Genomic DNA, 24,804 nt, shown 5'->3' with positions numbered 1-24,804 from the left:
CAACCTCACCAAATTCTTCAGGGGCTATTCGGGGGCAGCGATGGATCAAACGGTACATTCAGACGACACCCTGACGCGGGCGGCCTCGAGCCTGCGCCGCTCCCGCATCAGCGAGGGCAAGCCGTTTCCGCTCGGCGCCACCTGGGACGGGCTCGGCGTCAATTTCGCGCTGTTTTCAGCCCATGCCACCAAGGTCGAACTCTGCCTGTTCGACGACAGCGGCGAAACCGAACTGGAGCGGATCGAACTCCCCGAATATACCGACGAAGTCTGGCACGGCTATTTGCCCTCGGCCCGCCCCGGCACCGTCTACGGCTACCGCGTCCATGGCCCCTACGAACCCGACGCTGGACACCGCTTCAATCCCAACAAGCTCGTGCTCGATCCCTACGCCAAGCAGCTGGTCGGCCGGTTGCGCTGGGGACCGGAGCTGTTCGGCTACCAGCTCGACCATGCCGACAAGGATCTCTCCTACGACGAACGCGACAGCGCGCCCTTGATGCAGAAATGCCGTGTCATCGACCCGGCCTTCACCTGGGGCGCCGCGCGCAAGCCGGAAGTGCCGTGGGAGCGGACGATCGTCTACGAGATGCACGTCAAGGGGTTTACCCAGTTGCATCCGCTGGTGCCCGACGCAGACCGCGGCACGTTCTCCGGTCTCGCGCACTCGGAAGTTCCGGCCTACCTGCGCTCGCTTGGCATTACCAGTGCAGAATTGTTGCCGATCCATGCCTTCGTTGACGACAGCTATCTGGTCGAGAAAGGCTTGCGCAATTACTGGGGCTACAACTCCCTTGCCTTCTTCGCGCCGGAGCCGCGTTACCTCAGGACGCCGTTCGCGAACGAATTCAAGGCCATGGTCAACCAGTTCCACGCCCATGGCGTCGAGGTCATCCTCGACGTCGTCTACAATCACACCGCTGAAGGAAACGAGCTCGGCCCAACCCTCTCGTTCAAGGGCATCGACAACGCCAGCTATTACCGCCTGCTGCCGGACCAGCAGCGCTACTACATCAACGACACCGGTACCGGGAACACGGTGAACCTGTCGCATCCACGCGTGCTGCAACTGGTCGCGGATTCCCTGCGCTACTGGGCGACCGAGATGCGGGTCGACGGTTTCCGCTTCGATCTCGCCACCATCCTGGCGCGCGAACCTTACGGGTTCGATGAAGGCGGCGGCTTCCTCGATGCCTGCCGGCAGGACCCCGTGCTTTCCAGCGTCAAGCTGATCGCCGAGCCCTGGGACATCGGTCCGGGCGGCTATCAGGTCGGTCAGTTTCCGCCGGGATGGGCGGAGTGGAACGACAAGTTCAGGGACACCGTGCGCGCCTTCTGGAAGGGCGACGAGGGATCGATCGCGGACTTCGCCAAGCGCGTGTCCGGATCCGGCGATCTCTTCAACAAGCGCGGCCGCCGGCCATGGGCCAGCGTCAACTTCGTCACAGCCCATGACGGCTTCAATCTCAATGACCTCGTCTCGTACAACGACAAGCACAACGAAGCCAATGGTGAGGATAATCGCGACGGCCACAGCAACAATCATTCCTGGAATTGCGGCGCCGAGGGACCGACGGACGATCCGGACATCACGGCGCTGCGCGAGCGCCAAAAGCGCAATCTGCTGGCGACCATGCTGTTGTCGCACGGCACGCCTATGCTGCTTGCCGGCGACGAATTCGGACACACCCAACACGGCAACAACAACGCGTACGCCCAGGACAACGAGATCACATGGCTCGACTGGCTCCGCATCACCGCAAATGGCCGCAGCCTGCGCGAATTCACGCGCAAGCTGATCGCCACGCGCAAGGCATTTCCGATTCTTTACCGCAGCCGCTTCCTGGTCGGCTCCCACAATGAAGAGCTGGACGTGAAGGACGTGACGTGGCTCGCGCCGTCCGGGGAGGAAATGACGACGGACCAGTGGCAGGACGGTAACGCCAAATGTTTCGGCCTGCTGCTCGACGGCCGCGCCCAGGAGACTGGGATCAAGCGCCGCGGCTCGGACGCAACCATGCTGCTGATCTACAACGCCCATTACGACGTCGTGAATTTCACCTTGCCCGCAGTCGCCGAGGGACGCAGCTGGATCGGGTTGATCGACACCAATCAACCGGAGGGGCAAATGCCCGCATTCGAGTTCGGGCACGTTTATGCGATGACGGGGCGATCCCTCGTGGTGTTCGGTCTCGCCACCGAAACCATCGCCACGCGCCGCCTGCGCCAGGGCCTCGGCGCGCTGCTGGACGTCGTGGAGGCGCCGCTGCCGGGGTAATTGGTCGTGACACGGTGAGCCGACGCTTTCGAGTTGATGACGACAGGGAACGCACGCAGGTTATCGGCGTTCGAGTAGATGGGGCATCAGTCGGAGAACACCGAGATGAAGTTCACAGGTGCCGTTATCCTCGCCGCTCTCGCGCTGCCTGGAGCAGCCTGGGCGCAGGCCAGCAAGCCTGACGTTTCGTCCGCGCCGAGCGCGCAGAATTCGGGTGCCGGCATTGCCGGGCAGCCCGGCAACAAGAACGGGCCGGCCGCCAAGCCTGGTCAGACCGTCGGATCGAGTTCGACGAGCTCCACTGGCAACACCGCCGTGCAGTCGCAGGACCCGTCGAATATTCAGGGCGCGCCAGGCAACAAGAATGGGCCGCCCGCCAAGCGTCCGGACCAGCGCTAAGCGAATACGCCCACGATCCTGCCGATCGACTTCGAACGACCTGCGCCCGATATCATCGGCGCAGGTCGTTTCGCGAGGAACGAACGCTAAAGCCGCCCGTTCGGAAGACATCCTCTTTCCTGTCCTCCCAATACGAGAGTCCCCACCATGTATCACCACGTCAAGAAGCTGATGTTCACCGTTCGCGTCGACGAGCCGGATCCCCGCTTCGGCAACATGCTGCTGGAGCAGTTCGGCGGCGCCAATGGCGAGCTCGCCGCCGCGATGCAGTACTCGATCCAGGGGTTGAACTGCGAGGATCCCGATCGCAAGGACCTGCTGATGGACATCGGCACCGAAGAGCTCAGCCATCTGGAAGTGGTCGGCACGCTGGCGCGGATGCATCTCAAGCCGTCGAAATTCGACCGCCAGGCGGCCGAAGCCGATCCCCTCATCGCCATCGCCGGCGGCGGCGGCGTCAATCTCTTCAACTCCCAGGGCAATGCCTGGACCGCCGACTATCTGAAGATCACCGGCGAGCTTGACGTCGATCTGCGCAGCAACATCGCCGCGGAGGCGCGGGCCAAGATCGTCTACGAGCGGCTGATCAATTTCTGCGACGACGCCGGCAGCAAGGACGCGCTGCAGTTCCTGATGACCCGCGAGATCACGCACATGAAGGCGTTCGCGCTCGCGCTCGAGAGCATGGGCAAGCCAGCGTTCAGCATCGGCCGCATCGCGCCGACGCCCGGCCTCGTGGACCAGTTCTTCAACGATTCCACCGGCGCCGGCGACCATGGCGAGATCGACACGCGCGGCCCGTGGAACGAGGGCGGCGACTGGGTGTTCACGGAGTCGCCGGCGATCCAGGCGGGCGAACCGGGTCCGGCCTCGGCCATCGTCACCGAGAGCTCGCCGCCCGCGGACGAAGCGGGTCTCGGCGATCTGCTCATCAACGAGCTGCGCGATATCCTGCATGCCGAGAAGCAATTGACCAAGGCGCTTCCCAAGATGGCGGAGGCCGCCCGCTTCGATCAGTTGCGCGAGCTGTTCGAGCAGCACCTCGCCGAGACCGAAGCGCAGGTCGAGCGCATCAACGAATGCTTCGAAATGCTCGGTAAATCCGCCCGCGCCAAGCCCTGCAAGGGCATGATGGGCCTCGTCGAGGAAGGCCAGGAGATCATGGCCGAGGGCGAGGACAAGGAGGACGCGGCGGCCGACCTCGCCCTGATCGGCGCAGCGCAGCGCGTCGAGCATTACGAGATCGCGGGCTATACCACGGCGCGCAACCTCGCCCAGCAGCTTCGCCACAGTGCCATTGTCGCCCTGCTGTCGAAATCGCTCGCCGAGGAGGAGAACGCCGATCAGCTTCTCAACCAGGTGGCTCGCTCGCTGATGTCGGTGGCGAAAATGCCCGCGGCAGTCGAGCAGACCGAATGATCCCTAGCCGTCCAGCAGGTCGAGAAACTCCTCGACCCGGCTGAACGGATCCTGGTCGCGGCGGCCGGCGTGAACAACGCGGTCGCCGTCGCGCTGCAGCGATCGTGCCTCGGACTTTCCGCTGAATTTCCGCAGCCGCCCCGGCAGGAATGTCGCGGCGACGGCCTCGGGCCCGACATCGAGCCTGACGATGCCGCGCCGTTTGCAATCGATCCGGAGCCTGGCGGATGCGAAGAAGTCGCGGGCCTCCGGCGGCAGCCTGCCGAAACGACGCGAGATCTCCTCCTCCAGATCTTCCAGATCGTCGTCGCTTCGGCACCTGGCAGCGCGGCCATAGATCTCGAGCCGGACCGCTTCCGATTGCACGTAGCCTTCAGGCAGCATGTCGGCCAGCGGCATATTGAGATCGGGCACCCACAGATCGGCCCCGGTATCGCTGCCTCGCTCGGACGCCCGCTTCAGCAGATGACTGTAGAGCACGGGTCCGAACACCTGGACGTGGCCGGACTGCTGTTCCGAGAACAGATCGCCGGCGCCCCTGAGGTCGAGGTCGCGCTCGCTGATCGCAAAGCCGGCGCCCGGCTTGCTGAACTCCTCCAATACCGCCAGACGCTTCTCGGACTGCTCCGAGGTCGCTTCCGTGAGCAGATGAGCAAAGGCGCGCGTGCCGCCGCGTCCCACTCGCCCCCTGAGCTGATGCAGCTGCGCAAGTCCGAACTTTTCGGGCCAGCACACCACGATGGTGTTCGCGCGCGGAATATCGAGACCGCTTTCCACGATATTGGTCGCCAGCAGCACATCCGCCTCGCCATCGACGAAACTCATCATGCGATCGTCGATCTCGTCCACGGGCAGTCTGCCGTGAAGACAGACGATGCGCAGCTCCGGCGCCACCGATTGCACCCGCGCCAGCATCGGCTCCAGATCCTGGATGCGTGGGCAGATCAGGAAGCTCTGACCGTGCCGCCTGCGCTCGCGGAGCAGCGCTGCGGCAATGGCAGCATCGGACAGCGGCGCGATCCTGGTCACGATGGGAAGGCGATGAACCGGCGGCGAGGCGATGACGCTAAGATCCCTGAAGCCGGCAAGACCCGCCGCGAGCGTGCGCGGGATCGGCGTGGCGCTCATCCACAGCGAATGGACACCCTTGGCGAGGCCTGAAAGCTTCGCCTTCTCGGCCGCGCCGAAGTGCTGCTCTTCGTCGATGATGACGAGGCCGAGGTCGGCGAACTTCACGTCCTTTGCCGCAAGCGCCTGCGTGCCGACCACGACTTTCAGCATGCCGCGCCGCAGCCCCTCCTTGGTCTCTCGCGTCTCCGGGCCTGAACTGGCTCGTGACAGGCTTCCCACCTCGATGCCGAGAGGGCCGAACCGCTTGCGGAAGGTTTCGACATGCTGCCGCGCCAGCACGGTCGTCGGCGCCGCGATCGCCACCTGCTTGCCGGACAGCGCCACTGCGGCCGCCGCCCGCAGCGCGACCTCGGTCTTGCCGAAGCCGACGTCACCGCAGATCACCCTGTCCATGGGGTGGCCCGCCGCAAGATCGTCGAGGACGTCTTGAATCGCCTGGGCCTGGTCCACTGTCGTGAAATAGGGGAACCGGGCGACGAATTTTTCGTAAGCCGGCCCCGGCGGCACCAGTTTGGGTGCACGACGGCGGAGGCGCTGGCTGATGTGTTTGGCGAGCGCCTTAGCGGCGACCTGGATTTCCGCTTCCGCCTCGGTGCGCCGCGCCCACCAGCTGCTGCCGTCCGCCTTGTCCAGCGTCAGCTTCCCGGGCTCGCCGGCATAAGGCCAGATCACGGCAAGATCGGAGGGCGGTACGAGCACGGCATTGTCGCCCGCGAATTTGAGCCTGATCATCTCGCGTCGCGATCCCTTGCCCATATCCAGGGTCTGCAAGCCATCGAGCACGGCGAGCCCGCGTTGCAGATGGACGATCGCGGCGCCCTTTTCCGGCACGTCGGGATGATCGAAAGCCGGATTCCAGGCGCGCGCCATCGGCTGCGGATGATGGGCTCGGCTGCCGAGCACGTCGGACGCGGTCACGACGACGAGCGGCTTGCGGCCGGCGCCAATGAACCCCGCGTCGAAATCGGCCAGCAGCGCGCCTTCGCGGCTCCGTGCCTTCGTCACCTCGCTCCAATCGGCCAGGCGCTCCGCCTTGATGCCGCTCATGCGCTCCATCGCGCGAAGGTCGTCCTCGACGGCCGCGACGAACAGCAGCCGCGATCCGCCGCGCTGCATGTCGGCGACGAAGGCGCGAAGCGCCTTGCGAGGCGAGGCCAGCTTCGAGAACTCCGGCGTCGAGATGAAGGCCGCCTTGCGCGGCAGCACGCTGATGCGCTTCTTCAGCTGCTTCCAGTCCGCCTGCCCCAGATATTCGCGTTCCGCATCCCTGCGGCCGGCAGCGTCCTCGATCGTGCCCTGCCAGCTCTCGGCGTGAGCCGATACCCCGGCATCCGCGATCCATCGCGCGCGGCTGCAATAATCAGGCAGTGTCGCCCGCTGTCCGCGCGTAGCTCCCAGAGCGATCCGCTCGGACATGGGATCTATGATCAATTCCGGGGTCTCGTAGACGACCTCGTGCTCGATGGGATCAACCGCGACGATCTTGCGGATCGTGTCGCCGGAATGCTCGATCCGGAAGGGAGCGAGTGCGCCGGCGGGAAACACTTCGAACGTCTTGCCATGGAACAGGACACCGCCCGGATACTCCGCCTCTTCGTCGAGATCGTAGCCGAGAGCTTCCAGCCGCGTCTCCAGCTCGGTCTCGGAATAGGGCGCGCCCACCTTCAGCGTGAGGCTCGACCGCGACCAGCTCGCCGGCAGCGGCAGCCGTTCCATGATGGCTTCCGCGGTGGACACCAGGAAGACGGGCTTCTTTGTCTTGGCGAGACGCCGCAGCACCGAGCTGCGCCGGCCCGCGATCTCGCGGGAGGGTTCGAGGCCGTCGAAGGGCAGCGTGTTCAGGCGCGGAAACACCAGCACGTCGACCGAGGGATCGAGGGCGTGGATCACGCCGCCCAGCCGCTCCGCCCTACTCTCGTCGTCGCAGAGGAAGACGAGGCCGTCGCGGCCGGACTTCTCCCACTGCTCGAGCAGATGCAGCGCCAGCATGCCGAGCGGCGATGAGGAGGCGACCGCGGAACGCGAGGCGCTCTTGTCCGGGCGCTTGCTTGTCGAGCTGGTACTTTTCGAGCTCTTGCTTTTCGAACTCGTGCTCTTCGCGCTCTTGCTTATCGAGCCTACGCTTTTCGAGCTCTTGCTTTTTGTCTTTATCGCGCCGGTCGTGGCCCGGGCTTTGCTGGTGGGCGCCAATGTGTATCCAACTTTGTTTCGCAAATAGAGGCGAGCGACGACGAGCCCTCCCGTCGAGCTCCGTCGATAACGCGCCTTCGGGCTTGAGCGCCCACTGACGTCATTACAATTTTGCAATTGCGTTGAAAAGCAGAGACAGGGGGCAAAGGCAAGCGGCCTGAACGGGCAGAAGGCTAACGGGCAGGCGGCTATTGCAGAACCTTCGGCAGCACGACGACCACGTCCACGCTCTGCGCGAGGATGTGCGTGGCGACCACAGCGAGCTGGTGCGAGAACTCGTCCTCGATCTCGGCCGCGCAGTCTTCGTCGCTGGCAATGGCAAACAGCAGATTGCCGTCGATTTCGTCGAACCGGATGCCGGCGAAGAGGCGATCGAAAATCTCGGCGCCCGCGATGTACGCGATTCGCGCTTGGATGGCCTGGTCCTCGACGAGCGACAACTTCCTCATGGACGCAACATATGGCCGCACCACCCGAATGCAAGAGCAGGAGAGCGCTGGCGCGGCGTGCCTTGCGAACTATATTGGTGGCATCGTCCCGCCTGATCGCCGTTTGCCCTTGAGGAAATCCTTGATTCTGTTCCTGCTGCTGATCTTCCTGCCGATCGGCGTGTCGGCCGGCCGCTATTATTTGCGCGGCGACGGCCGCGGCAATTGGCAGACGGCGGATCGCTCCAGCGCCGGCCTGCTGCCGCCCGCATCGGCCAATCCGGATGCGCTGATCCGAGTGTTCGCCGCGCGCACCGTGCGCTGGCGCAGTATTTTTGCCGTCCACACCTGGATCGTCGTCAAGGAGAAGGGCGCCACAACCTATAGCCGATACGACTACACGGCCTGGGGCGACCCTGTTCGCAGCAACGGCTTTCCGCCCGACGGCCGCTGGTTCGGAGCCCTCCCGGAAACGGTGGTCGCCGTCGATGGCGCGCGGGCCGAAGCGCTGATTCCGAAGATCCGTGCCGTCATCGAGAATTACAAGTTCCGCGCCTATGGCGACTACAGCGCCTGGCCGGGACCGAATTCCAACACCTTCGTGCAGGCGGCGCTGGATGCTGTTCCCGAGCTGCGTGCCGTGCTGCCGCCGACCGCTATCGGCAAGGACTTTCCCTACAGCGGACGCTGGGCCGGCATCACGGCGTCCGGCACCGGGCTCTACGCCTCGCTGTCGGGCTATCTCGGCATGACCATCGGCTGGGTCGAAGGGGTCGAGATCAATTTCCTCGGCGCGGTGCTCGGCCTCGACATCCGCCGCCCCGCGCTGAAGCTTCCAGGCATAGGCCGCCTCGGTGTCGCGGCCGGCGCATAGGCCAATGACGGGGCCGTCCCATCAAAGTCGGTGCCCTCCCAGGCTTCCCGACACATCGTCCTTCCAATGTGTGCTTCAGGTCACAGCAGAATCGAGCGCCGTCGCGTAGATTGATCCTGCATGGCCGCAAACAAGGTAACGGCGGTACGCATGAGGCTGGAGAGGCGACCAACAGCTACGAACTTTTGAAGCCGCCAGGGTGAAGAGCTCGGCGGCTTTTTCTCTGTCCAGGAACGCGCGGCCGAGCTTGTTCGCTGCCGATGTGGCTACCGGCAGCGCCAGCTACTATCGTTTGTCTGAGGAGTCCGAAAGCTTCCGCTGATCGCGCTCTTCTTCGATCTGCCGTTCCGCTTCGACCCAGAACTCCACATCGCGATCGGCCGGGCGACCGGCCTGCTCCCAGAGCTCGTACGCGCGCGCTCGTACCTTGCCGCGCCGCATCATGCGAAGGAGCTTTTGCTTCAGCTCCTCGGCGAAACTCCTGAATCGCTGGACGGTGGTTTCGTCTTTAACGAGCGCAGCCGCTCGCGTTGCGAGTTCGATCTGGTGCTCTATCTTTTGCTGCTCATCCACCGCAAACCCCGCCGTAGCCACCGGCCTGCGTCGCAGCCCGTGCTGCTCACAACCTCAATTCCTGCTGGAAGGCTTCTGTTCCGCCTTCAATGCCAGGTCGTGTCAGCTTCGACGATCACCACTCTTGTTTCGGGATCTTCCGTCGTGTTGCAGGTGCAGGGCATGCCCTCACCACAGCGGCAGCCGCCCAATCCCTCGCTCCAGGCGCGGAGCGGATGGTTTACGCAGACCCATCCCAGACCGTGGCAGAATGGGCAGCCCTTGTTGGTCACAGCGTATCCGGCGTCCGCATCGGGTTCGACTTGTCCTCGTTGCGCAACTCCTGCTCGGCCGCGTGCCAGAACTCGTCCTCGCGGCCTTCCGGCTTGCCCGCCTGTTCCCACAAGCGGTGCGCGCGTTCTCTGATGTCGTGATCGGTCGGCTCCGGCATTGCATCTCCTGCGAAGAGACACGGCCCCACCCTGGGGGGTATGGGGGCTTGGAGGCGGGGCCGTGCAGGCCAGCAAATCGGCGGCGACGCTGGCCCGCTGAGTCAACCCTCGATGGTGCGCAAGAGTTCCTAGCCCGGAGCGGCGAACACGCGAGCTCGAACGAAGCCCGCTCTCGCCGCCTTTACAGGCCTCGGGATGGAGCGGTGCACTCCTGACGCGGAGCGTTCCTCAGGTATCGGGATGCCACGTGAGCCAGCAATCCAGACGAATCTGACGTCGGGCAGCAGGCGGCGCAAGCTCGAGCAAGTCACCGCGGCGAGCGAGAACGTTGTCATCAGCCGAAATCTGCGATACGGGCCTCGAGCGCAAACATGCTTTGATAAACTTCCGGCTCGCTCGCCCCGGCCATGACGTCGGGGGCAATTTCCGCGGCTTTCCGCAAGGCGCCCTGCAACGACGCGACGTCGAGCGCCTCGATCAGCAAAAGTCCGGCGAAAAAGCCCTCGTTCTTCCGCATGCCCTTCTCGGTCGTCCGGACCGATGTCCGCGCCTCGTCGGTCGCGCCGATCTGCACCGCGGCAACCCCGTCGCACGCAACGAGCGCCTGAGCCAGACCCTGGGGATCCTTCGGCAACGTCTCGATCCGCAGCGCCACGATCGATGCGCCCTCGCCCCGCCCTCCCCGCGCAATCATGACGCCGCCGCCCCGCATGAAATTGCCAAGCTTCGGCATGATTCGCCGGGACCACGGCGTCGGTGCGTTGAGGCGCGCCAGATAAGCCTCGCCGTCGAGGACCTCCGGCGTCCCCAGCTCGTACAGAATGAAGAAGCGGTTGATGTCGTCCCTTGCCGCGCGGAAGACACGCGATGCCAGGAAGCCCTTCGTCGTCACGCGCTCGGTCGTGTGCTCACGCGTCAGCCAGTGCCGGTAGTCGGTCAGGTCGTGAGCCTCGACGTCGCTCCAGATGGCGAGAAATCCCGTGCCGCGCATCCCGCCCTCCATGCCTACGCCTTGCCGCCGGCCGCAAGCCCGTGCAGAGCCGGTGCGATGGTCGCAGGCAATTGCCCTAGCCGTTGGACCGCCGCGAGCATCGCGGCGAGATAACCATAGGGACCCAGGCCGCAAATGACTGCCGTGGAGGCGCTCGACGTGATCGAGTGGCGGTGCAGCTCGTCCCGCGCGTGAATGTTCGAGATATGCACCTCGATCTTTACACCCTCGAAAATCTTCAGCGCATCGATCAGCGCGATCGAGGTGAATGAATAGGCCGCGGGGTTCATGATGATGGCGTCCGCGTTGCCATGGGCGGACTGGATCAGGCTGACGAGTTCGCCCTCCATGTTCGATTGATGGAACGACATCGAAACCCCGAGCTGGTCGGCCAGCGCCTTGCAGCTCGCCTCGATCTCCCCGAGCGTCGTCGAGCCGTAGATGTGGGGCTCGCGGATGCCGAGGAAATTGAGATTGGGTCCGTTGAGGATCATGATCCTTGCGGCCATTTTGGCTTGTCCTTCTTTTGTTGCCGACGCGTCTAGCCGCTGAACCACTTGGCCGGGATCGTCACCAGCCCCGGGAATAGCACCATCGCGAACAGGACGATCAGTTGCGCAATCAAGAAGGGCCAGACGCCCTTGATGATGTCCTCCATGCTGATCCTGGAGACGCCGCAAACCACGTTCAGCACGATACCGACCGGTGGCGTGATGAGGCCGATCGCATTATTGATGATGAAGAGGACACCAAAGTAGACGGGATCGATGCCCGCCGCCTTGACGATCGGCATCAGGATCGGCGTGAGGATGAGGATGGTCGGCGTCATGTCGAGAGCCGTCCCCACGATCACCACCACGACCATGATCGCCAGCATCAGGAGCGTGTTGTTGCCCATGAAAGGCTTGAGCAGGGTGACGATCTGTGCCGAAATCTCGGACACGGTGATGAGCCAGGACGACACCAGCGCGGCTGCCACGAGAAACATGACGATGCTCGTCGTCAAGGCCGAGGAGACGAACACCTCGTAAAGCTGCGACAGCTTCAATTCCCGATAGATGCAGGTCGCAACGAACAGCGAATAGACGGCGACGACCACTGCGGCTTCCGTCGGCGTGAAGATGCCGAAACGCAGGCCGACCACGATGATGACCGGCAGCATCAACGCCCAGAAGCCGTCGACCACCGCTTTCACCATTTCCGAGAGCGATGCTCTTGGCGGGGGCGTCAGGTTCTCCTGGCGGACCACCCACCACCAGGCCAGGCAGAGCCCCGCCCCGAGCAACAGCCCGGGGACGATCCCGGCCAGAAACAGTTTCGAGATCGACACGCCCGCGGCGACACCGAAAATGACGAATCCGATGCTGGGCGGAATCACGGGCGCGATGATGCCGCCGGCCGCGACCAGACCCGCCGCATAGGATTTCTTGTGGCCCGCCGCAACCATCATCGGCACCAGCAGGGCAGCCAGTGCCGCGGCATCGGCTGCCGCGGAGCCCGAGAGCGACGCAAGGATGCAGGACGCGAGGATCGTGACGTAACCAAGGCCGCCGCGAAAATGGCCGACCGCGACGAGCGCAACGTTGACGATTCGCTTGGCCAAACCACCCTTGTTCATGACCTCGCCGGCGAGCATGAAGAAGGGAATGGCCATGAGCGGAAAGCTGTCCGCGCCGTTGATGACGTTCTGCGCCACGATCTGCGCGTCGAACATGTCGATCGTGCTCATCAGGGCCACGCCGCAGACGATCAGCGCAAAGGCGATCGGCATGCCCAGCGCCATGGCGCCGAGCAGCGAGAGGGTGAAGACGGCAATCGTCATGGCATGATCCCGGTGATTTTCAGGATGTGAGCGCCGGGCGGCACGATACGAGGAGACAGCATCAGTGCTCCTCCGATTCCCTGACGGCTACCATGTCGGCTTCGCTGGCCTGTCCGGAAACGACGCGGAACAGGTCGTAGAGAAGGATCACTCCGGCCGAAACGCCGAAGATCACGCCGACGCCATAGAAAATGCCGAGCGAGAGGCCGGTCGCCGGCGCGCGGTCGTCGATATTGATGATCGTCTGCCGCCAACTTCCCGAGAGCAGAAGCCAGTCGGCGAACAGCATCAGGACGTAGCTGACGATGAAGCAGATGCGTTTGCCGTAAGCCGGCAGCATCCGCACAAGGCTATCGACGCCGAGATGGGCGTGCTCACGCATTGCCACGACCGCACCGAGGAAAGTCAGCCAGACCAGGAGCCAGCGCGACAGCTCCTCGGAAATCGCAATACCGGAGTTGAAGCCGTAGCGCAGGACAACGTTGCCGAACACCAGCACCACCATCACCGCAAGACATGCGGCGATGATGCCCTTCAGCAGGGTGCAATAGAGGTCGAGAATTCGCGCCATGCGTGTCGTCCGGGCAAAGTCGGGTTCAGAGCCGGCCGACTGGCCGGCTCTGCCTCTTGCATGCTGACGAGGTCGACTATTTCACGTCCTTGCGGATGCGATCGAGCTCGTCGTTGAACAGCTTGACCGCCTCCGGCTTGAGATTGGCGGCAATCTTGTCGACCACCGGCTGCGCCGTCTTGCGCATGCGATCGAGCTCTTCCGGCGCGACGGTGTTGTACTGCATGCCCTTCGCCTGTAATTCAGAGAGGGCCTTTTCGGTCTGAAGGCGGGTCTGCTCCTTTTGATAGCCTCGGCTTTCCTCATACGCCTCGCGCATCAGGCGCTGCTCGGTCGGCGAGAGCTTGTCCCAAAACGCCTTGCTCACCAGGATAATGTTCAGGGTGAAGGTGTGATTGGTGGCGGAAACGTATTTTTGCACTTCGTAGAACTTGTTGGAGAGAATGACCGTGAAGGGGTTCTCCTCGCCATCGACGGTGCGCGTCTCCAACGCCGAATAGAGTTCGCCGAAGGCCATCGGAACGGGATTGGCCTTGAAGGATCCGAAGGTCTCGAGATAGACCGGGTTCGGAATGACGCGGAGCTTGAGGCCGTTGAAATCCTCGACCTTGGTGATCGGCCGCGTGCTGTTGGTGACGTTGCGGAAGCCGAGGCCCCAATAGCCCAGACCGATCAGCCCCTTCGACGGCAACGTATCGAGCATCGACGTGCCGAACTTGCCGGTCCCGAGAGCATCCGCCTGCTCGATGGTCTTCACGATGAATGGAAAGTCGATGAGGCCGAACTCCGGCACGACGGTTGCGAGCGACGTCGTCGAGGCCGACAGCATTTCCTGCGTGCCGCCGCGCAGCGCGGATTGCTGCTGCAGCTCGTTGCCGAGCTGCGAGGCCGCGAACTCACGAATCTTCATCTTGCCCCCGCTCTTCGCCAGCAGGATCTCCGCAAATTTCTGCACCCCCGCGCTGACGGGGTGATCGGTGTTGTTCAGGTGTCCCCACCTGATCGTGCGCTCCTGAATGTCCTCAGCGGATGCACCGACCGTCAGCGCCACGCAGATCGCCGTCGCAGACAGCGCCCGTACCAACAAGCTCATTTTGACCTCCCTGTTCGATCGGGGCACGACGGCGGCTTCAGCCATTCTTTTCTGCACCCTCAGGCCAATCAAAAAACATAACTACATTTCTTGGTCAAATGATAAATCGCAATTCATCTGATATTTTTGATTACGTCTGTTGTTAGGCGTCTGCTATATTGCTGGTAACATTGATGGTTCGGCCGCCCACCACGGGCGTTGCGCGCATATTGCGGGATCGGAGAGCATGACGTCACTCGAGGGGCGCCCCTTGTCGGCGGGCGACAGCGGTTATCAGCGGATTCGATCCGACATCATTTTCGGCGTGCTGACGCCGTCCGGACGTCTCAAGCTCGACGCCATGAAAGAGGACTACGGCGTCAGCATCTCCACGCTGCGCGAGATCCTCAATCGGCTGACCTCGGAGGGATTCGTGGTCGCGGAGGGCCAGCGCGGCTTCGAGGTGGCGCCGATATCCATCCAGAACCTGCGTGAACTCGCCGGCCTGCGCATCCTGCTGGAGCAGCATGCAATGGCCGAGTCGTTTCGTGCCGGCGACGTCGAGTGGGAGGGCCGCGTGGTGTCCGCGCATCACAAGCTGGCGGCCACCGAACGCACCGTCCTCAAGGAGGGGGACGATCCCGAGCTGCGCAAACGCTACGACGGCGAATTCCACCAGGCTCTCATCTCGAATTGCGGTTCGCGCGAGCTGATGCAGACCCACGCGATCGTGTTCGACAAATATTTCCGCTATGCGCTGCGCTACCGCGGCGCAGAGACGATCAACCAGCACAAGGCGCTGCTCGAATGCGCCCTCAAGCGCGACATCAAAAGCGCCAAAACCGTGCTTACCGATCACATCAACGGGTGCGTCGCGCACGCCCTCGCCTCCTGGAACGAGGATTGATCGTCCGCGGCCTGACGTCGTTCGGAGACAGCGCTCGTCGCTGCAATCGGATTTCGGGATGACTCCTGACATGATTCCCGCATATCGGGTCGAGACCGCGGTCGCCGCAGGCGACATCCTCGGCGAGACGCCATTGTGGTGCGACCGCTCCCGCAAGCTGTGGTGGGTCGACATCGACCGGCGGCTGCATCAATCCTTCGATCCGGCGACCGGCGCGCATCAGGTTGTTCCGTACGCGTGCAACTTCCTCGGCAGTCAGGCCTTGACGGCAGATGGCTCCCACCTGCTCGCGCAGGATCTGGGGCTTTATCGCCGCGCGTCCGATGACGATCCTCCAGGTCAGCTCTGCGAGGTCGAAAGCGGCCCCGACAACCGCTTGAATGACGGGCGCGTCGACGCCCGGGGCCGGCTATGGATCGGCACCATGGACAACCAGCTGCATCGGCCGAACGGAGCGCTGTATCGTGTGGAGGCGGACGGCCGGACGGTGCGCATGTTCGGCGACGTCATCGTGACGAACGGGATTGCGTTCTCACCCGACAATCGCACGCTCTATTTCACGGATACGAGGCGTTACCGCACCTGGCAGTTCGACTTCGATCTCGATGACGGCGCGATTAGCAACAGACGGCTGTTCGCGGATTACAGCGCCTCCGGCGAGAGGCCCGACGGCGCGTGCATCGACATTGCGGGCGGACTGTGGACCGCATTCTTCTCCGGCGGCCGGGTGGTGCGCTATCGGCCGGACGGCCGGATCGATACCGTCATTCCGGTGCCGGCGACCAATCCGACCTGCGTATGCTTCGGCGGAGCCGATCTGAAGACCCTGTTCGTGACGACGGCGAGAAAGTTTCTTGATCGCGAGCAACTGGGCCGCGAACCCCAGGCCGGTCATGTTCTGGCCATTGATGGCATTGCACAGGGACTTCCAGAACACCGCTTCGGCAATTCATCCTGAGCGCCTGCCACCGAGACGTCGCGGCACATGACGCGACCAGGCATTCAAACAGCGGACATGATTTCTCGTTCTCGCGGCGCGTTTCGCCCGAGCTTTGCTTCGTCACTCCGCCCTCATATCCAAGAGGGCGCAGGGAAGGCCGGGTGCCGGCTGGCACCCGCGGTCCGCTGCGCGAAAAGCACACGCAGGAAAACCGCACAGCAGCATACAGGTGTAGCCAATCACTCGGCCTTCCCTGCGCGACGGTTGGACGGCTTATGCCGTGCTCTCCCGGGAGCCGAGTTCTCTTTGGCCTCCCTCGCCTCGCGAATTTGGATGATGCTGTCTGCCCGGTTGGGCTCGCACACACCTCCGCGAAAGCTTGACCGTAGCAACGACGGCCAGGACCACACGGTTTTGCCGTACGCACGGCCCGCCATTTCGCCGCAGTTTTTCCAGCCCTGTCGACGAAGCCGAAAACTTACAGGCGAGACGAAGCCTAGCAGCGCCGCTCGTCCGCACGCGGTTGCGGGCTCACAGGGTCTACCCGCCCTGCCCGCACCATCTCGTACCGACGCTGCCGCGTCCATCGCAAGCCCGGCTCGCAATCAAGACGACAACGAGATCGCCCCTCAAGGATGAGCCGGGATGAGCGACACATACGCCCTTTCCGAATTTCGGTAAAGTGGAATATTTTTGCGGAGAGGGATTGACGGGAGAAGGGTGTGTTGCCCGACGGGCTGGGTTGCCGCTTCCCTAGAGCAAGGGATTGGCCGTTTTCCACAGAGGTCTAATCACCGCGGAGTGCCAGGGATTGCGTCACCGATACATGTTCTTATTTTGTTCGTTGGGTTAAGACTGCCCGCCATCTATTCCGGGCGCTTGACCGGGATCTGGCATCAATTTGCGGTGGACACCTGCGGGCGGTGTCGGAACTGTGTCGCGCCGTTCGTCTTGAGTCCAAGTCCCCTTATGGAGTTTTGCGTACCATGGCCCCCCGCGCGAACTGGAAAGGCTTTTTGCGTCTCTCGTTGGTCACCTGTCCCGTGGCGCTCTACCCAGCTACCTCGGAGAGCGAGAAGATCTCCTTCAACCAGCTCAACCGTCAGACCGGTCATCGGATCAAGTACCTGAAAGTCGACGCCGACACCGGCGACGAGGTGCCCAACGAGGACATCGTTAAGGGCTACCAGCTCGAGAAGGACCAGTTCATCGAGGTGACCAAGGAGGAGCTTGAGGAGATCGCGCTGGAATCCACGCGTACCATCGAGATCGACGAGTTCGTAGACAAGGCCGAGATCGATCCGCGCTATCTAATTCGCCCCTACTACATCCGTCCGGACGGAAAAGTCGGCCACGACGCCTTCGCGGTCATCCGCGAGACCATCCGCGAGATGAACAAGGTTGCGATCGGGCGCGTGGTGCTCACCAACCGAGAGCACATCATTGCGCTCGAGCCAATGGACAAGGGCCTGGTCGGCACCTTGCTGCGGTATCCCTACGAGGTGCGTAGTGAGCAGGAATACTTCAACGATATCCAGGACGTCAAAGTGACGAAGGACATGCTCGATCTGGCCAGGCACATCGTGAACCAGAAGGCTGGATCGTTCGAGCCGGAGAAGTTCGAGGACCATTATGAAAGCGCGCTGATCGAGCTCATCAACCAGAAGCGCGCCGGTAAGCCGATCGTCCCGAAGGATCGGCCGAAAGGCGAGAACGTCGTCGATCTGATGGACGCGCTACGCAAGAGCGTCGGCGGGGCAGCAAAGACCGAGGCTCCAAAAAAGCCTGCCAAGAAGACGAAGAAAGCTGCCGCGGCTCAGAAGGAGATGCTGATGCCGATCGCCGGTAAGAAGCCGGCTAAGGAAGCGGCGGCGAAGAAGCCGACAGCAGGGGCGCGGCGGAAGTCGGCGTGAGATTGAAACATCCGGTGATACCCGATGGCAGTCACGGACTGACATGGAAGAGGCCGCGCATGTCAAGACTGAGCTGCGGCTCGGCACAGCGGGATGGAATGTTCCGCGAGTCTGCAAGGAAAGAGTTGGCGGGGTAGGTAGCCAGCTTGAACGCTACGCGCGGGTGTTGAACGCCACCGAGATCAACTCATCATTTCATAAGCCGCATCGGCGTTCGACCTATGAGAAATGGGCGAACGCGACGCCCGATGATTTCCGCTTTTCGGTAAAGGTGCCGAAGTCTGTTACTCACTCGTCACAGCTTGCGCAGGGTGAACTCGATCGGTTCATCGAAGAGAGCGCCGGACTTGGTGCGAAGCTCGGGGTTTTGCTCGTTCAGTTTGCACCTCGCAAAATGTTCGTTGAGTCCGATGCGGAGTTCCTGTTCCGCGCGCTGCAGGAAAAGACCTCAGCCGCTCTCGCTTGCGAGCCGCGTCACGTCAGCTGGTTTACGCCCGAGGTCGGCGCCTGGCTCGGGGAACGTCGGATTGCCCGTGTCGCCGCGGATCCGGCGCGGGGGCCCGATGCCGACCTGCCGGGCGGGTGGCCTAGTCTGCGCTATTTTCGATTGCATGGAGCGCCGCGCATTTACTACTCCGCGTACGACGGGGCGTTCCTGCGATCGCTGAAGCTGCGGCTCGGTGCTGCGTCGTCATCTAGTGAGACCTGGTGCATCTTCGACAACACCGCAGCCGGCGCAGCGATCGAGAACGCACTAGACTTGCTCGCTTGAAGGGCCTTTTGGCAATAGTCCGCTGATATCCCTTACGTCGTCCAAGTTTGCCGAAGGCGTTTGAGGCTCGCACGCCATTCGAGCGGCGCGACAGCGCAGGAGACCTAATCGGGACGTGGCGGGCACTCCGGGCACGTATCGCCGATCGAATGCAAAACCTCGCGCACTTGCCCGACGGCCTGATCCGGAGATAAGCCCTCGGGTGGCTCCTGCCTGGCTATATCCAATGCGTGCTCGCGTGCATGCGGGTCGGCCCGGTCCTTCGCCCAGCCATGCTCCTCGCATTCGTGGATGGCGCCCGCCTCCTGCAGCACGCTGAGCGCCCAGCCCCGCAGCGTTCGGATCGCCGGCCGTCTTTCCTTCGTCATCAGCATCGAGCTTGCTCCTGCCCGGACGAATCGTTGGCCCGTCTTCTCGTTCCGAGCGGTTAGCACGCAGCAGGGATTCGCAATCGGCAGAGCTGAGGTTTGTCCCCGTGTTCCGCGGCTCTGGCACAATCGCGTCGGCTGCAGCACGGCTCAGCCGTAGGGTTCTGCCCGCTGAGAAGCGGCCACGCTTCGACTCCGGGCGCTAAACCGCTAAATGTACCCCGCCGTCTTCCCCTCCGCAGCGCGTAGCTTCATGCTCGCCAGCTTGCGAATTGGTGGGACTAATGTGGTACGGTGACAAAACGTACCGGACACATGGGTTACACTTTCCGCTTTTGTTCTGCGGGAGGTGTGGATGCCGTGGAAAGCGAGTTCGGTCATGGAAGAACGCCTTCGCTTTGTGGCCAGGCTTCTGGATGGGGAAGCCATGACGGATGTGTGCCGGGAGTTCGGCGTATCCCGCAAGACCGGCTATAAGATTTTCGATCGCTACAAAGAGCAGGGGCTGGCCGCCCCGAGCGATCGGTCCAGACGGCCGGTACGCTATGCCAATCAGCTCCCGGAGCAAATCGAGGGTCTGATTGTCCGCCTCAAAGCCGAGAAACCGCACTGGGGCGCGCGCAAGATCCGCGAACTGCTGGTCCGGCGGCTCGATGGCGATGTCAGGATTCCGGCCAAAAGCACCATCCATGCGGTGCTCGATCGCCATGGCCTGGTCAAGCGTGGCGGCGGGCCGCGCCACCGCGCGCGCGGCACGCCGCTGTCCACGGGTACCGGACCCAATGATTTGTGGTGCACCGACTTCAAGGGCGAGTTCAAGCTCGGCAATGGCCGCTACTGCTATCCGCTCACCGTTACCGATCATGCCTCGCGCTTCCTGTTGTTGTGCGAAGCGCTCGATTCAACGCGTGAAGACCCTGTAATTACTGCCTTCGAGCGTTTGTTCCTCGAGCGCGGCCTGCCGCTCGCCATTCGCTCCGACAACGGCGTGCCCTTCGCCAGTCCCAACGCCTTGTTCAACCTCTCCAAGCTCTCGGTGTGGTGGCTCCGACTTGGTATTGCAATCGAACGCATCAAGCCGGGTCACGTGCAACAGAATGGACGTCATGAGCGCATGCACCTCACCCTCAAAAAGGAAACCACCCGGCCGCCCGACGGCAATAGCTTGCAGCAGCAGGAACGCTTCGATGCCTTGTCCGCGAGTTCAACTCCGAACGCCCGCACGAGGCCCTCGACATGAAATGTCCTGCCGATCTCTACGTCGCCTCAGCACGTTCCTATGCCGGCCTGCCGGAGCTGACCTATCCGTTCCACGATCGCGAGGTCCTTGTAACCGCGTGCGGCCGCCTTTGCCTGCACCGCAAGCGGATCAACATCTCAACCGTGCTGGCGGGCCAGAAGCTCGGCATCAAGGAGGTCGACGGGGGCATTTGGCTCGTCAGCTTCATGCACTATGATCTGGGATACTTCGACCTGGAGCAGAAAACCCTGCAACCTCTCGACAACCCGTTCGGCACGAGGCTGTCACCCTTGTCTTAGGTACGTTCCGTTACCCATGTCTTCGGGCCGGACACCCAGTCAATGGTAGCGGGAGAGGGACTCGAACCCCCGACCCCAGGATTATGATTCCCGTGTTTTAGGGATTATGGAGCCATCCCAGTAACTTTACCTTCTTCTTTGTGGCGAAATTGCCCAAAAATGGCTTCATCTCGCTCATCACCGACCAAGTTAACCTGCTATCGTTTGTACGAAACTTGTACGGATTGATGGCATTTTGGCCGACGCAGCGACAGAGAAGAAGGCACAGCAAGTCCGGGAGCGGATCACGCCGGCAGTCGTCGACGAAGCGATTGCCGCTGCCAAGAAGGCAACGGACAGCGGCCGGATCGCCGATTGGAACGATACCGAGCAGCGCTATCTGACCCTGCGCCAACGCGGGCGCTCAGTGCGGTGGATCGTGCGAGCGTACGGCCTCTCGCGCAAGATCGGATCCGCGACAGGGATCCATGTCGACCCAACCTATCTCTCGCTTCGGGACGCCCGCGAGAAGGCCAAGCAGGTCTACGCCGACATGGCTGGCGGCAAGCTTGACGAGGCGCCTCCGGAGGCAGCACCGGAGGCACTCAAGCCGACAACCTGGACGTGGGCCGATCTTGATCGCGAGTACCAGGCCATGATCGCCCAGCCGCGATGGATCAACCGACGCATGAAGCCGGCGAGCAAGGGCACGTGTGACGACGTCCGCCTTGCGTTCGCCAAGCCGTCCTACCAAGCGCTACACCCCCTGCTCCTTACAGAGCTTAACAGGCCACTGCTCAACGAAGCACGGAACGGTGTTGTGCCACGAGATCCCGACAAGCGCTCTGGCGTGCATCGGCAGCGCGAAAAGTGCGTTACCTATTTCCGTGCCGCGATGTCTTGGGCTGCCGACAAGCATCCCGATGAATCCGGTCTCACTGAGGATGTCGACCGATGGTGGGAACGGCTGAGCGCCGGCGAGCCGAAGCCGGAAGAAATGGCAGAGATTATGGCCAGGCAAGCACTCCATCGCGAGCGCAAGGACAAGATCACTGTCGAGCACATTGGTGCCGTCCTGGCACGACATGAAACCTACTGCTCCGGCCGCAGTGCCGAGGACAAGATTTCGCCTGCATCAGATTTGGATTGTGGTGGGTCTGCTTCACAGCGAACAGGCGCTTCAGCACAGTCAAACTCCGCCGTGCTGAGCTGATGGAACAGGACGAGTTCGGAGAACTTGGATGGGACGCGCGATGTGGCCAGCCGACACGATGAAGGCAAAAGAGCCGTTTTGGCTTCCGCTGCCGCGTTCGGTTGTAGACATCGCGCTGGGTTCAATCGCCGATTACACCCAGCTAGTGAAGAACAGGCACGGCGAATGGCCGTCGCAATGGGTGTTTGCATCGACGCGGCGCGAGGGCCGTGACCCGGAAAACGATGACGTCTCCGTCTATCCGAACTCGCTGAATCGGCACCTGCTCCGAATGCGGAAGGACCGCGCTCTCGATGGGCTTCCATATTTCAGCTTGCATTTGGCTCGCGCAGCCATGACGAAATTTCTCGAGAAGCACATTAGCCCTGTTGCGGCTTCGCTAGTACTTGCGCATTCGTTGCCGGATTCAGACCGCGAGATGTCGCCAACTACGCGGGAGTATTACTCCGTGTCGCAGCGGATGGAGGAAAAAAGTGAAGCTATGCGAGCCTGGTCCGAGGCGCTCATCGATTCCTTTCTGAAAGCCGGCGGTACAATGCCGACGCCGAGCGCTGGCCCGCGCGCAAGATACTACAAGGCTAAGAAGCGTCACCAGGACTGATGCTGGCATTCGGTAGGTAGTCCAGTTCGCTGTTCTTTCTCCGCTCTCGGTGATGTGAAAGATAAGACCGGCTATCGCCTCGAGACGCTCGCGGGCAATCTGCCGATCGTGATCTGCTGCTCACGATTTCTGCGGTGGAAACCTTTCTCCTCAGTCACGGTTCATCTTTGACAGCTCCTGAGACTTCCAGAAGACGTCAACAATTTTTGCGCGTCGGAGCGATTTGCCGGGGCAGGACGATCGCCAGACTTCCAACACCAAAACGCCATTGCGTTCCAATCATTTTATGATTGGCGCCGCATTCGATGTTCCGTCGGATGTCTTCACGTTGAGCACGCGACTGAATGGTTTCATACAAGTCCCGCTGAGAAAGACGATTGTGTTTTGCGCTCATTGAGCGCGGGCGGCCCCGATGCCCGTTGCCGCGACGAGGCCCCGGCTGCGGCACTGCCGAGCAGACGGCGAGAAATTTTCAGTCCAGTCATGATGAGTCCCCCCTTTCCTCAGCTTCGGAGCTAGAGGCTACCGGCGTGCCAACCAGTTGAAAAGGGCGTTTGTCGTGGCGCGCTTCGGACTCAGGAAATGGCCGTGCGCGCCGGTTGAGCGCCGCCCGGCCACTTCCAAGGTTACTGGTAGAGGACCTGACGGCCCACAGCCGAAACTTGCGCTGACGACCCATAGCTGGCCTAGACTAGGCCGTATACTGATAAACCCGGGGGCATCATGTGACTGGCGACCACGTCCGCTTTGCTCCTATAGCGGCCAAATTCGTGCCGCGGCGCAGTATGGGCCATGAGCTGAAGTGCGCGGTCTGACAGGCCCGCCGCTGCACGTGTTGTTGCGCTATTGCGGAACTCGTGACGTGGTGTGCAACACCATGAACCAACGTCCATCCCGTTTTTCGTACATGTTGGTTGTGAAGGCCGTGAAGCTCACGGCATCCCCATTCTTGAATTTCCCTTCAGCACTCTCGATTCCGACAACCCATGCCACGTTCTGGGCCACATGAATTTGCGGCTCTTTCATCGACACTGAAATTTCGGCGAAGCGAGCAAAAGTCCCCTCCCAGCTCTTGCGAACCGCGTCCCATCCGACAATCACAATTTTGCTGGATGGATGCACGGCAATGACGTAGGGCTCAGCTGCCCAAACCCTTTCCATCGCATTAATGTCGCGAGCTGAAAGGGCCGTATCGAAAGCTAGATTGGCCGCAGTGACAGCTTCGATTTCGGACTTTTGCTCTGCGTGGAGATTGACCGTTCCGAAAATGAAAATGAGAGCGGTGGCCATCGCCAATTGCCGTAAGGAAAAGCTCCAGATCATCGCCTTCTCCTGAAAAGATGCAGTCAGGCCCGGATTTCTGCGAGCTACCATGCCTGCCCCGTTGTGCCTCGACAGGTCAAGCTGATACCAATCGATGGTCAAAAACGGACATGCGTGCGCCGTGAAAGGTTTGTCGGAACAGTCGATATTCGGAGTCGAGTATAACAATCCCAAGTTTCCGAGGCTTGGCATTGAATCATTGCGCTTGTCTGAGCTTTTAGGACGCGTACCGCCAGGCCACTTTGCCTCGCCACAGCGGCCCAGTTTCCATCTGTTGATGCTATTTACCGCCGGCAGGGGAGATCACTTCCTCGATTTTCGCCGTGTGAGGTGCAAGGCAGGTACGCTTGTCCATGCTCGCCCGGGTCAAGTTCAGCAGTTCGTCCTTGGGCAAAAACTGGAGGCGGATGTATCCTGCTGTTCACGTCAGAATTCATCTTTCCCGCGTTTTCGGTGGCGGACGGAGCGGCTTTTGGAACCTTGATCGATGATATCGTTCCCGAAGACGTCACGGACCTACGGCCTGATGCATTGGAGAGCGTCGTCAGCGTCATGTCGGCCATAAAGCGGGCATATCATAAAGAAGATGGCTCGAAGCTATCGGCCGCTATCCTCCAGCACCTCCTCTACGCAATGCTCCTGACGATCGCAGGCTGTGACGGCAAGAGCGACGCGCCCTCCATGACGGATAGTCATCGCAGGACGTTCCGGAGATTCCGTCGAGCTGTCGACGCAAAGTTCGCACAAACGCGGACCGTTGAAGATTACGCGGAAGCTATTGGATGCTCAGCGAAGTCACTCCGCCGGGCTTGCATGATGGCGTGTGGTTCCTCACCCAAAGCTCTGATAGAGCAACGCCTGATCTTGGAAGCGAAACGATTGCTTGCACACACCGGCCTCACGGTTGAAGTAATTGCCACCGAGGTAGGGTTCAGTGAGCCAACAAACTTCGTGAAGTTTTTCAGACGGCACGGAGGCATGCGACCGCTTGACTTTCGAGCAAAGTTCCCGGGCGCTCAATCAGGCTGACACCGTCTTTACTGCTCAACGGCTTAGAGGTATAGCGCGAC

24 protein-coding genes and 1 pseudogene are annotated in these 24,804 nt (G+C 62.0%); 14 read left to right on the top strand and 11 right to left on the bottom strand.

The features are described from left to right. Nucleotides 1–40 precede the first annotated feature (40 nt). The 3 genes from glgX (at nt 41) to RX329_RS09490 (ending at nt 4,096) form a co-directional block, all read left to right on the top strand. Entirely contained in the window at nt 41–2,278 is a 2,238-nt protein-coding gene (gene glgX / locus RX329_RS09500; protein ID WP_317245755.1) for a glycogen debranching protein GlgX, read from the top strand. A 105-nt stretch (nt 2,279–2,383) separates the two neighbouring features. Beyond that, nucleotides 2,384–2,677 carry a hypothetical protein gene (locus RX329_RS09495; RefSeq protein ID WP_317245754.1) on the top strand — a complete coding sequence of 98 codons (294 nt, stop codon included), beginning with the start codon at nt 2,384–2,386 and terminating at the stop codon, nt 2,675–2,677. 147 nt (nt 2,678–2,824) lie between these two features. Further along, nucleotides 2,825–4,096 (top strand): DUF892 family protein, encoded by a 1,272-nt coding sequence (locus tag RX329_RS09490; RefSeq protein ID WP_018453925.1) that lies wholly within the window; start codon nt 2,825–2,827, stop codon nt 4,094–4,096. 3 nt (nt 4,097–4,099) lie between these two features. Here the strand turns inward: RX329_RS09490 and RX329_RS09485 are convergent, their stop codons facing one another. Further along, on the bottom strand, nt 4,100–7,216 hold the full coding sequence (locus RX329_RS09485; RefSeq protein ID WP_317245753.1) for a DEAD/DEAH box helicase: 3,117 nt from the start codon (nt 7,214–7,216) through the stop codon (nt 4,100–4,102). Here RX329_RS09485 and RX329_RS09480 point away from each other — a divergent pair. Beyond that, nucleotides 7,215–7,445, top strand: coding sequence for a hypothetical protein (locus RX329_RS09480; protein WP_094183527.1), 231 nt, complete (start codon nt 7,215–7,217; stop codon nt 7,443–7,445). The two genes, RX329_RS09485 and RX329_RS09480, sit on opposite strands and share 2 nt — an antisense overlap. A 160-nt stretch (nt 7,446–7,605) precedes the next feature. On the opposite strand, the gene RX329_RS09475 is transcribed toward RX329_RS09480, so the two are convergent. Continuing rightward, nucleotides 7,606–7,866: a hypothetical protein gene (locus RX329_RS09475; RefSeq protein WP_007595982.1), complete on the bottom strand. Its 261-nt coding sequence runs from the start codon at nt 7,864–7,866 to the stop codon at nt 7,606–7,608. Nucleotides 7,867–7,987: 121 nt separating this feature from the next. Here RX329_RS09475 and RX329_RS09470 point away from each other — a divergent pair, with 121 nt between their 5' ends. After that, nucleotides 7,988–8,719, top strand: coding sequence for a DUF3750 domain-containing protein (locus RX329_RS09470; protein WP_018453922.1), 732 nt, complete (start codon nt 7,988–7,990; stop codon nt 8,717–8,719). A 285-nt stretch (nt 8,720–9,004) separates the two neighbouring features. On the opposite strand, the gene RX329_RS09465 is transcribed toward RX329_RS09470, so the two are convergent. The 7 genes from RX329_RS09465 to RX329_RS09435 all read right to left on the bottom strand — a co-directional run bounded on the left by RX329_RS09465 (nt 9,005) and on the right by RX329_RS09435 (nt 14,200). Continuing rightward, nucleotides 9,005–9,292, bottom strand: a complete 288-nt coding sequence (locus RX329_RS09465; protein WP_085394208.1) for a DUF2934 domain-containing protein — start codon at nt 9,290–9,292, stop codon at nt 9,005–9,007. Between the two features lie 268 nt (nt 9,293–9,560). Further along, a complete protein-coding gene (locus tag RX329_RS09460; protein WP_018453920.1) occupies nt 9,561–9,722 on the bottom strand; it encodes a DUF2934 domain-containing protein in 162 nt (53 codons plus the stop codon). A 335-nt stretch (nt 9,723–10,057) separates the two neighbouring features. Continuing rightward, nucleotides 10,058–10,714: a hypothetical protein gene (locus tag RX329_RS09455; protein ID WP_026232627.1), complete on the bottom strand. Its 657-nt coding sequence runs from the start codon at nt 10,712–10,714 to the stop codon at nt 10,058–10,060. Between the two features lie 14 nt (nt 10,715–10,728). Then, nucleotides 10,729–11,223 (bottom strand): type II 3-dehydroquinate dehydratase, encoded by a 495-nt coding sequence (locus RX329_RS09450; RefSeq protein WP_026232626.1) that lies wholly within the window; start codon nt 11,221–11,223, stop codon nt 10,729–10,731. 32 nt (nt 11,224–11,255) lie between these two features. Then, nucleotides 11,256–12,536, bottom strand: coding sequence for a TRAP transporter large permease subunit (locus RX329_RS09445; RefSeq protein ID WP_085383158.1), 1,281 nt, complete (start codon nt 12,534–12,536; stop codon nt 11,256–11,258). 61 nt (nt 12,537–12,597) lie between these two features. Next, the gene (locus RX329_RS09440; RefSeq protein ID WP_085383159.1) at nt 12,598–13,107 is read right to left on the bottom strand and encodes a TRAP transporter small permease; all 510 of its coding nucleotides are present in this window, start codon (nt 13,105–13,107) and stop codon (nt 12,598–12,600) included. Between the two features lie 76 nt (nt 13,108–13,183). Beyond that, complete coding sequence (locus tag RX329_RS09435) at nt 13,184–14,200, bottom strand: TRAP transporter substrate-binding protein (protein WP_018453915.1); 1,017 nt, start codon at nt 14,198–14,200, stop codon at nt 13,184–13,186. 226 nt (nt 14,201–14,426) lie between these two features. On the opposite strand from RX329_RS09435, the gene RX329_RS09430 reads away from it, so the two are divergent. From RX329_RS09430 to RX329_RS09415, 4 genes are all read left to right on the top strand, one after another. Next, on the top strand, nt 14,427–15,086 hold the full coding sequence (locus tag RX329_RS09430) for a GntR family transcriptional regulator (protein WP_085348502.1): 660 nt from the start codon (nt 14,427–14,429) through the stop codon (nt 15,084–15,086). 58 nt (nt 15,087–15,144) lie between these two features. Beyond that, nucleotides 15,145–16,044 (top strand): SMP-30/gluconolactonase/LRE family protein, encoded by a 900-nt coding sequence (locus RX329_RS09425; RefSeq protein ID WP_317245752.1) that lies wholly within the window; start codon nt 15,145–15,147, stop codon nt 16,042–16,044. A 968-nt stretch (nt 16,045–17,012) separates the two neighbouring features. Then, nucleotides 17,013–17,939, top strand: a complete 927-nt coding sequence (locus RX329_RS09420; RefSeq protein ID WP_317245750.1) for a Ku protein — start codon at nt 17,013–17,015, stop codon at nt 17,937–17,939. Between the two features lie 43 nt (nt 17,940–17,982). After that, nucleotides 17,983–18,711, top strand: coding sequence for a DUF72 domain-containing protein (locus RX329_RS09415; protein WP_317245748.1), 729 nt, complete (start codon nt 17,983–17,985; stop codon nt 18,709–18,711). A 104-nt stretch (nt 18,712–18,815) separates the two neighbouring features. On the opposite strand, the gene RX329_RS09410 is transcribed toward RX329_RS09415, so the two are convergent. Continuing rightward, complete coding sequence (locus tag RX329_RS09410) at nt 18,816–19,085, bottom strand: hypothetical protein (RefSeq protein WP_018453910.1); 270 nt, start codon at nt 19,083–19,085, stop codon at nt 18,816–18,818. Between the two features lie 349 nt (nt 19,086–19,434). Here RX329_RS09410 and RX329_RS09405 point away from each other — a divergent pair. From RX329_RS09405 to RX329_RS09395, 3 genes and pseudogenes are all read left to right on the top strand, one after another. Beyond that, a pseudogene (locus RX329_RS09405) lies at nt 19,435–20,618 on the top strand (helix-turn-helix domain-containing protein). A 235-nt stretch (nt 20,619–20,853) separates the two neighbouring features. Beyond that, entirely contained in the window at nt 20,854–21,810 is a 957-nt protein-coding gene (locus tag RX329_RS09400; protein ID WP_317245747.1) for a hypothetical protein, read from the top strand. Nucleotides 21,811–21,838: 28 nt separating this feature from the next. Next, nucleotides 21,839–22,411 (top strand): hypothetical protein, encoded by a 573-nt coding sequence (locus tag RX329_RS09395; RefSeq protein WP_317245746.1) that lies wholly within the window; start codon nt 21,839–21,841, stop codon nt 22,409–22,411. Between the two features lie 843 nt (nt 22,412–23,254). On the opposite strand, the gene RX329_RS09390 is transcribed toward RX329_RS09395, so the two are convergent. Further along, nucleotides 23,255–23,734 (bottom strand): YybH family protein, encoded by a 480-nt coding sequence (locus RX329_RS09390; RefSeq protein WP_161495083.1) that lies wholly within the window; start codon nt 23,732–23,734, stop codon nt 23,255–23,257. Nucleotides 23,735–23,828: 94 nt separating this feature from the next. Here RX329_RS09390 and RX329_RS41890 point away from each other — a divergent pair, with 94 nt between their 5' ends. Together RX329_RS41890 and RX329_RS41885 are read left to right on the top strand one after the other, a co-directional pair. Further along, nucleotides 23,829–24,218 carry an AraC family ligand binding domain-containing protein gene (locus tag RX329_RS41890; RefSeq protein ID WP_410706282.1) on the top strand — a complete coding sequence of 130 codons (390 nt, stop codon included), beginning with the start codon at nt 23,829–23,831 and terminating at the stop codon, nt 24,216–24,218. Nucleotides 24,219–24,286: 68 nt separating this feature from the next. Further along, nucleotides 24,287–24,763, top strand: a complete 477-nt coding sequence (locus tag RX329_RS41885; RefSeq protein WP_410706481.1) for a helix-turn-helix domain-containing protein — start codon at nt 24,287–24,289, stop codon at nt 24,761–24,763. The last annotated feature ends 41 nt before the right edge of the window (nt 24,764–24,804 follow it).

The sequence above is a fragment of the Bradyrhizobium sp. BWC-3-1 genome, from assembly GCF_032917965.1.
Taxonomy (GTDB): domain Bacteria; phylum Pseudomonadota; class Alphaproteobacteria; order Rhizobiales; family Xanthobacteraceae; genus Bradyrhizobium; species Bradyrhizobium canariense_D.
Note: the sequence above shows the minus strand (reverse complement) of the source record. Positions and strands in the feature narration are given on the sequence as shown.

Excerpts from the sequence above, each read along its gene's own strand:
- glgX (WP_317245755.1), top strand. The coding sequence starts at position 41 with ATGGATCAAACGGTACATTCAGACGACACCCTGACGCGGGCGGCCTCG.
- RX329_RS09495 (WP_317245754.1), top strand. The coding sequence starts at position 2,384 with ATGAAGTTCACAGGTGCCGTTATCCTCGCCGCTCTCGCGCTGCCTGGA.
- RX329_RS09490 (WP_018453925.1), top strand. The coding sequence starts at position 2,825 with ATGTATCACCACGTCAAGAAGCTGATGTTCACCGTTCGCGTCGACGAG.
- RX329_RS09480 (WP_094183527.1), top strand. The coding sequence starts at position 7,215 with ATGCCGAGCGGCGATGAGGAGGCGACCGCGGAACGCGAGGCGCTCTTG.
- RX329_RS09485 (WP_317245753.1), bottom strand. The coding sequence starts at position 7,216 with ATGCTGGCGCTGCATCTGCTCGAGCAGTGGGAGAAGTCCGGCCGCGAC.
- RX329_RS09475 (WP_007595982.1), bottom strand. The coding sequence starts at position 7,866 with ATGAGGAAGTTGTCGCTCGTCGAGGACCAGGCCATCCAAGCGCGAATC.
- RX329_RS09460 (WP_018453920.1), bottom strand. The coding sequence starts at position 9,722 with ATGCCGGAGCCGACCGATCACGACATCAGAGAACGCGCGCACCGCTTG.
- RX329_RS09455 (WP_026232627.1), bottom strand. The coding sequence starts at position 10,714 with ATGCGCGGCACGGGATTTCTCGCCATCTGGAGCGACGTCGAGGCTCAC.
- RX329_RS09450 (WP_026232626.1), bottom strand. The coding sequence starts at position 11,223 with ATGGCCGCAAGGATCATGATCCTCAACGGACCCAATCTCAATTTCCTC.
- RX329_RS09445 (WP_085383158.1), bottom strand. The coding sequence starts at position 12,536 with ATGACGATTGCCGTCTTCACCCTCTCGCTGCTCGGCGCCATGGCGCTG.
- RX329_RS09440 (WP_085383159.1), bottom strand. The coding sequence starts at position 13,107 with ATGGCGCGAATTCTCGACCTCTATTGCACCCTGCTGAAGGGCATCATC.
- RX329_RS09435 (WP_018453915.1), bottom strand. The coding sequence starts at position 14,200 with ATGAGCTTGTTGGTACGGGCGCTGTCTGCGACGGCGATCTGCGTGGCG.
- RX329_RS09430 (WP_085348502.1), top strand. The coding sequence starts at position 14,427 with ATGACGTCACTCGAGGGGCGCCCCTTGTCGGCGGGCGACAGCGGTTAT.
- RX329_RS09425 (WP_317245752.1), top strand. The coding sequence starts at position 15,145 with ATGACTCCTGACATGATTCCCGCATATCGGGTCGAGACCGCGGTCGCC.
- RX329_RS09420 (WP_317245750.1), top strand. The coding sequence starts at position 17,013 with ATGGCCCCCCGCGCGAACTGGAAAGGCTTTTTGCGTCTCTCGTTGGTC.
- RX329_RS09415 (WP_317245748.1), top strand. The coding sequence starts at position 17,983 with ATGGAAGAGGCCGCGCATGTCAAGACTGAGCTGCGGCTCGGCACAGCG.
- RX329_RS09410 (WP_018453910.1), bottom strand. The coding sequence starts at position 19,085 with ATGCTGATGACGAAGGAAAGACGGCCGGCGATCCGAACGCTGCGGGGC.
- RX329_RS09395 (WP_317245746.1), top strand. The coding sequence starts at position 21,839 with ATGGGACGCGCGATGTGGCCAGCCGACACGATGAAGGCAAAAGAGCCG.
- RX329_RS09390 (WP_161495083.1), bottom strand. The coding sequence starts at position 23,734 with ATGATCTGGAGCTTTTCCTTACGGCAATTGGCGATGGCCACCGCTCTC.
- RX329_RS41890 (WP_410706282.1), top strand. The coding sequence starts at position 23,829 with ATGGTCAAAAACGGACATGCGTGCGCCGTGAAAGGTTTGTCGGAACAG.
- RX329_RS41885 (WP_410706481.1), top strand. The coding sequence starts at position 24,287 with ATGTCGGCCATAAAGCGGGCATATCATAAAGAAGATGGCTCGAAGCTA.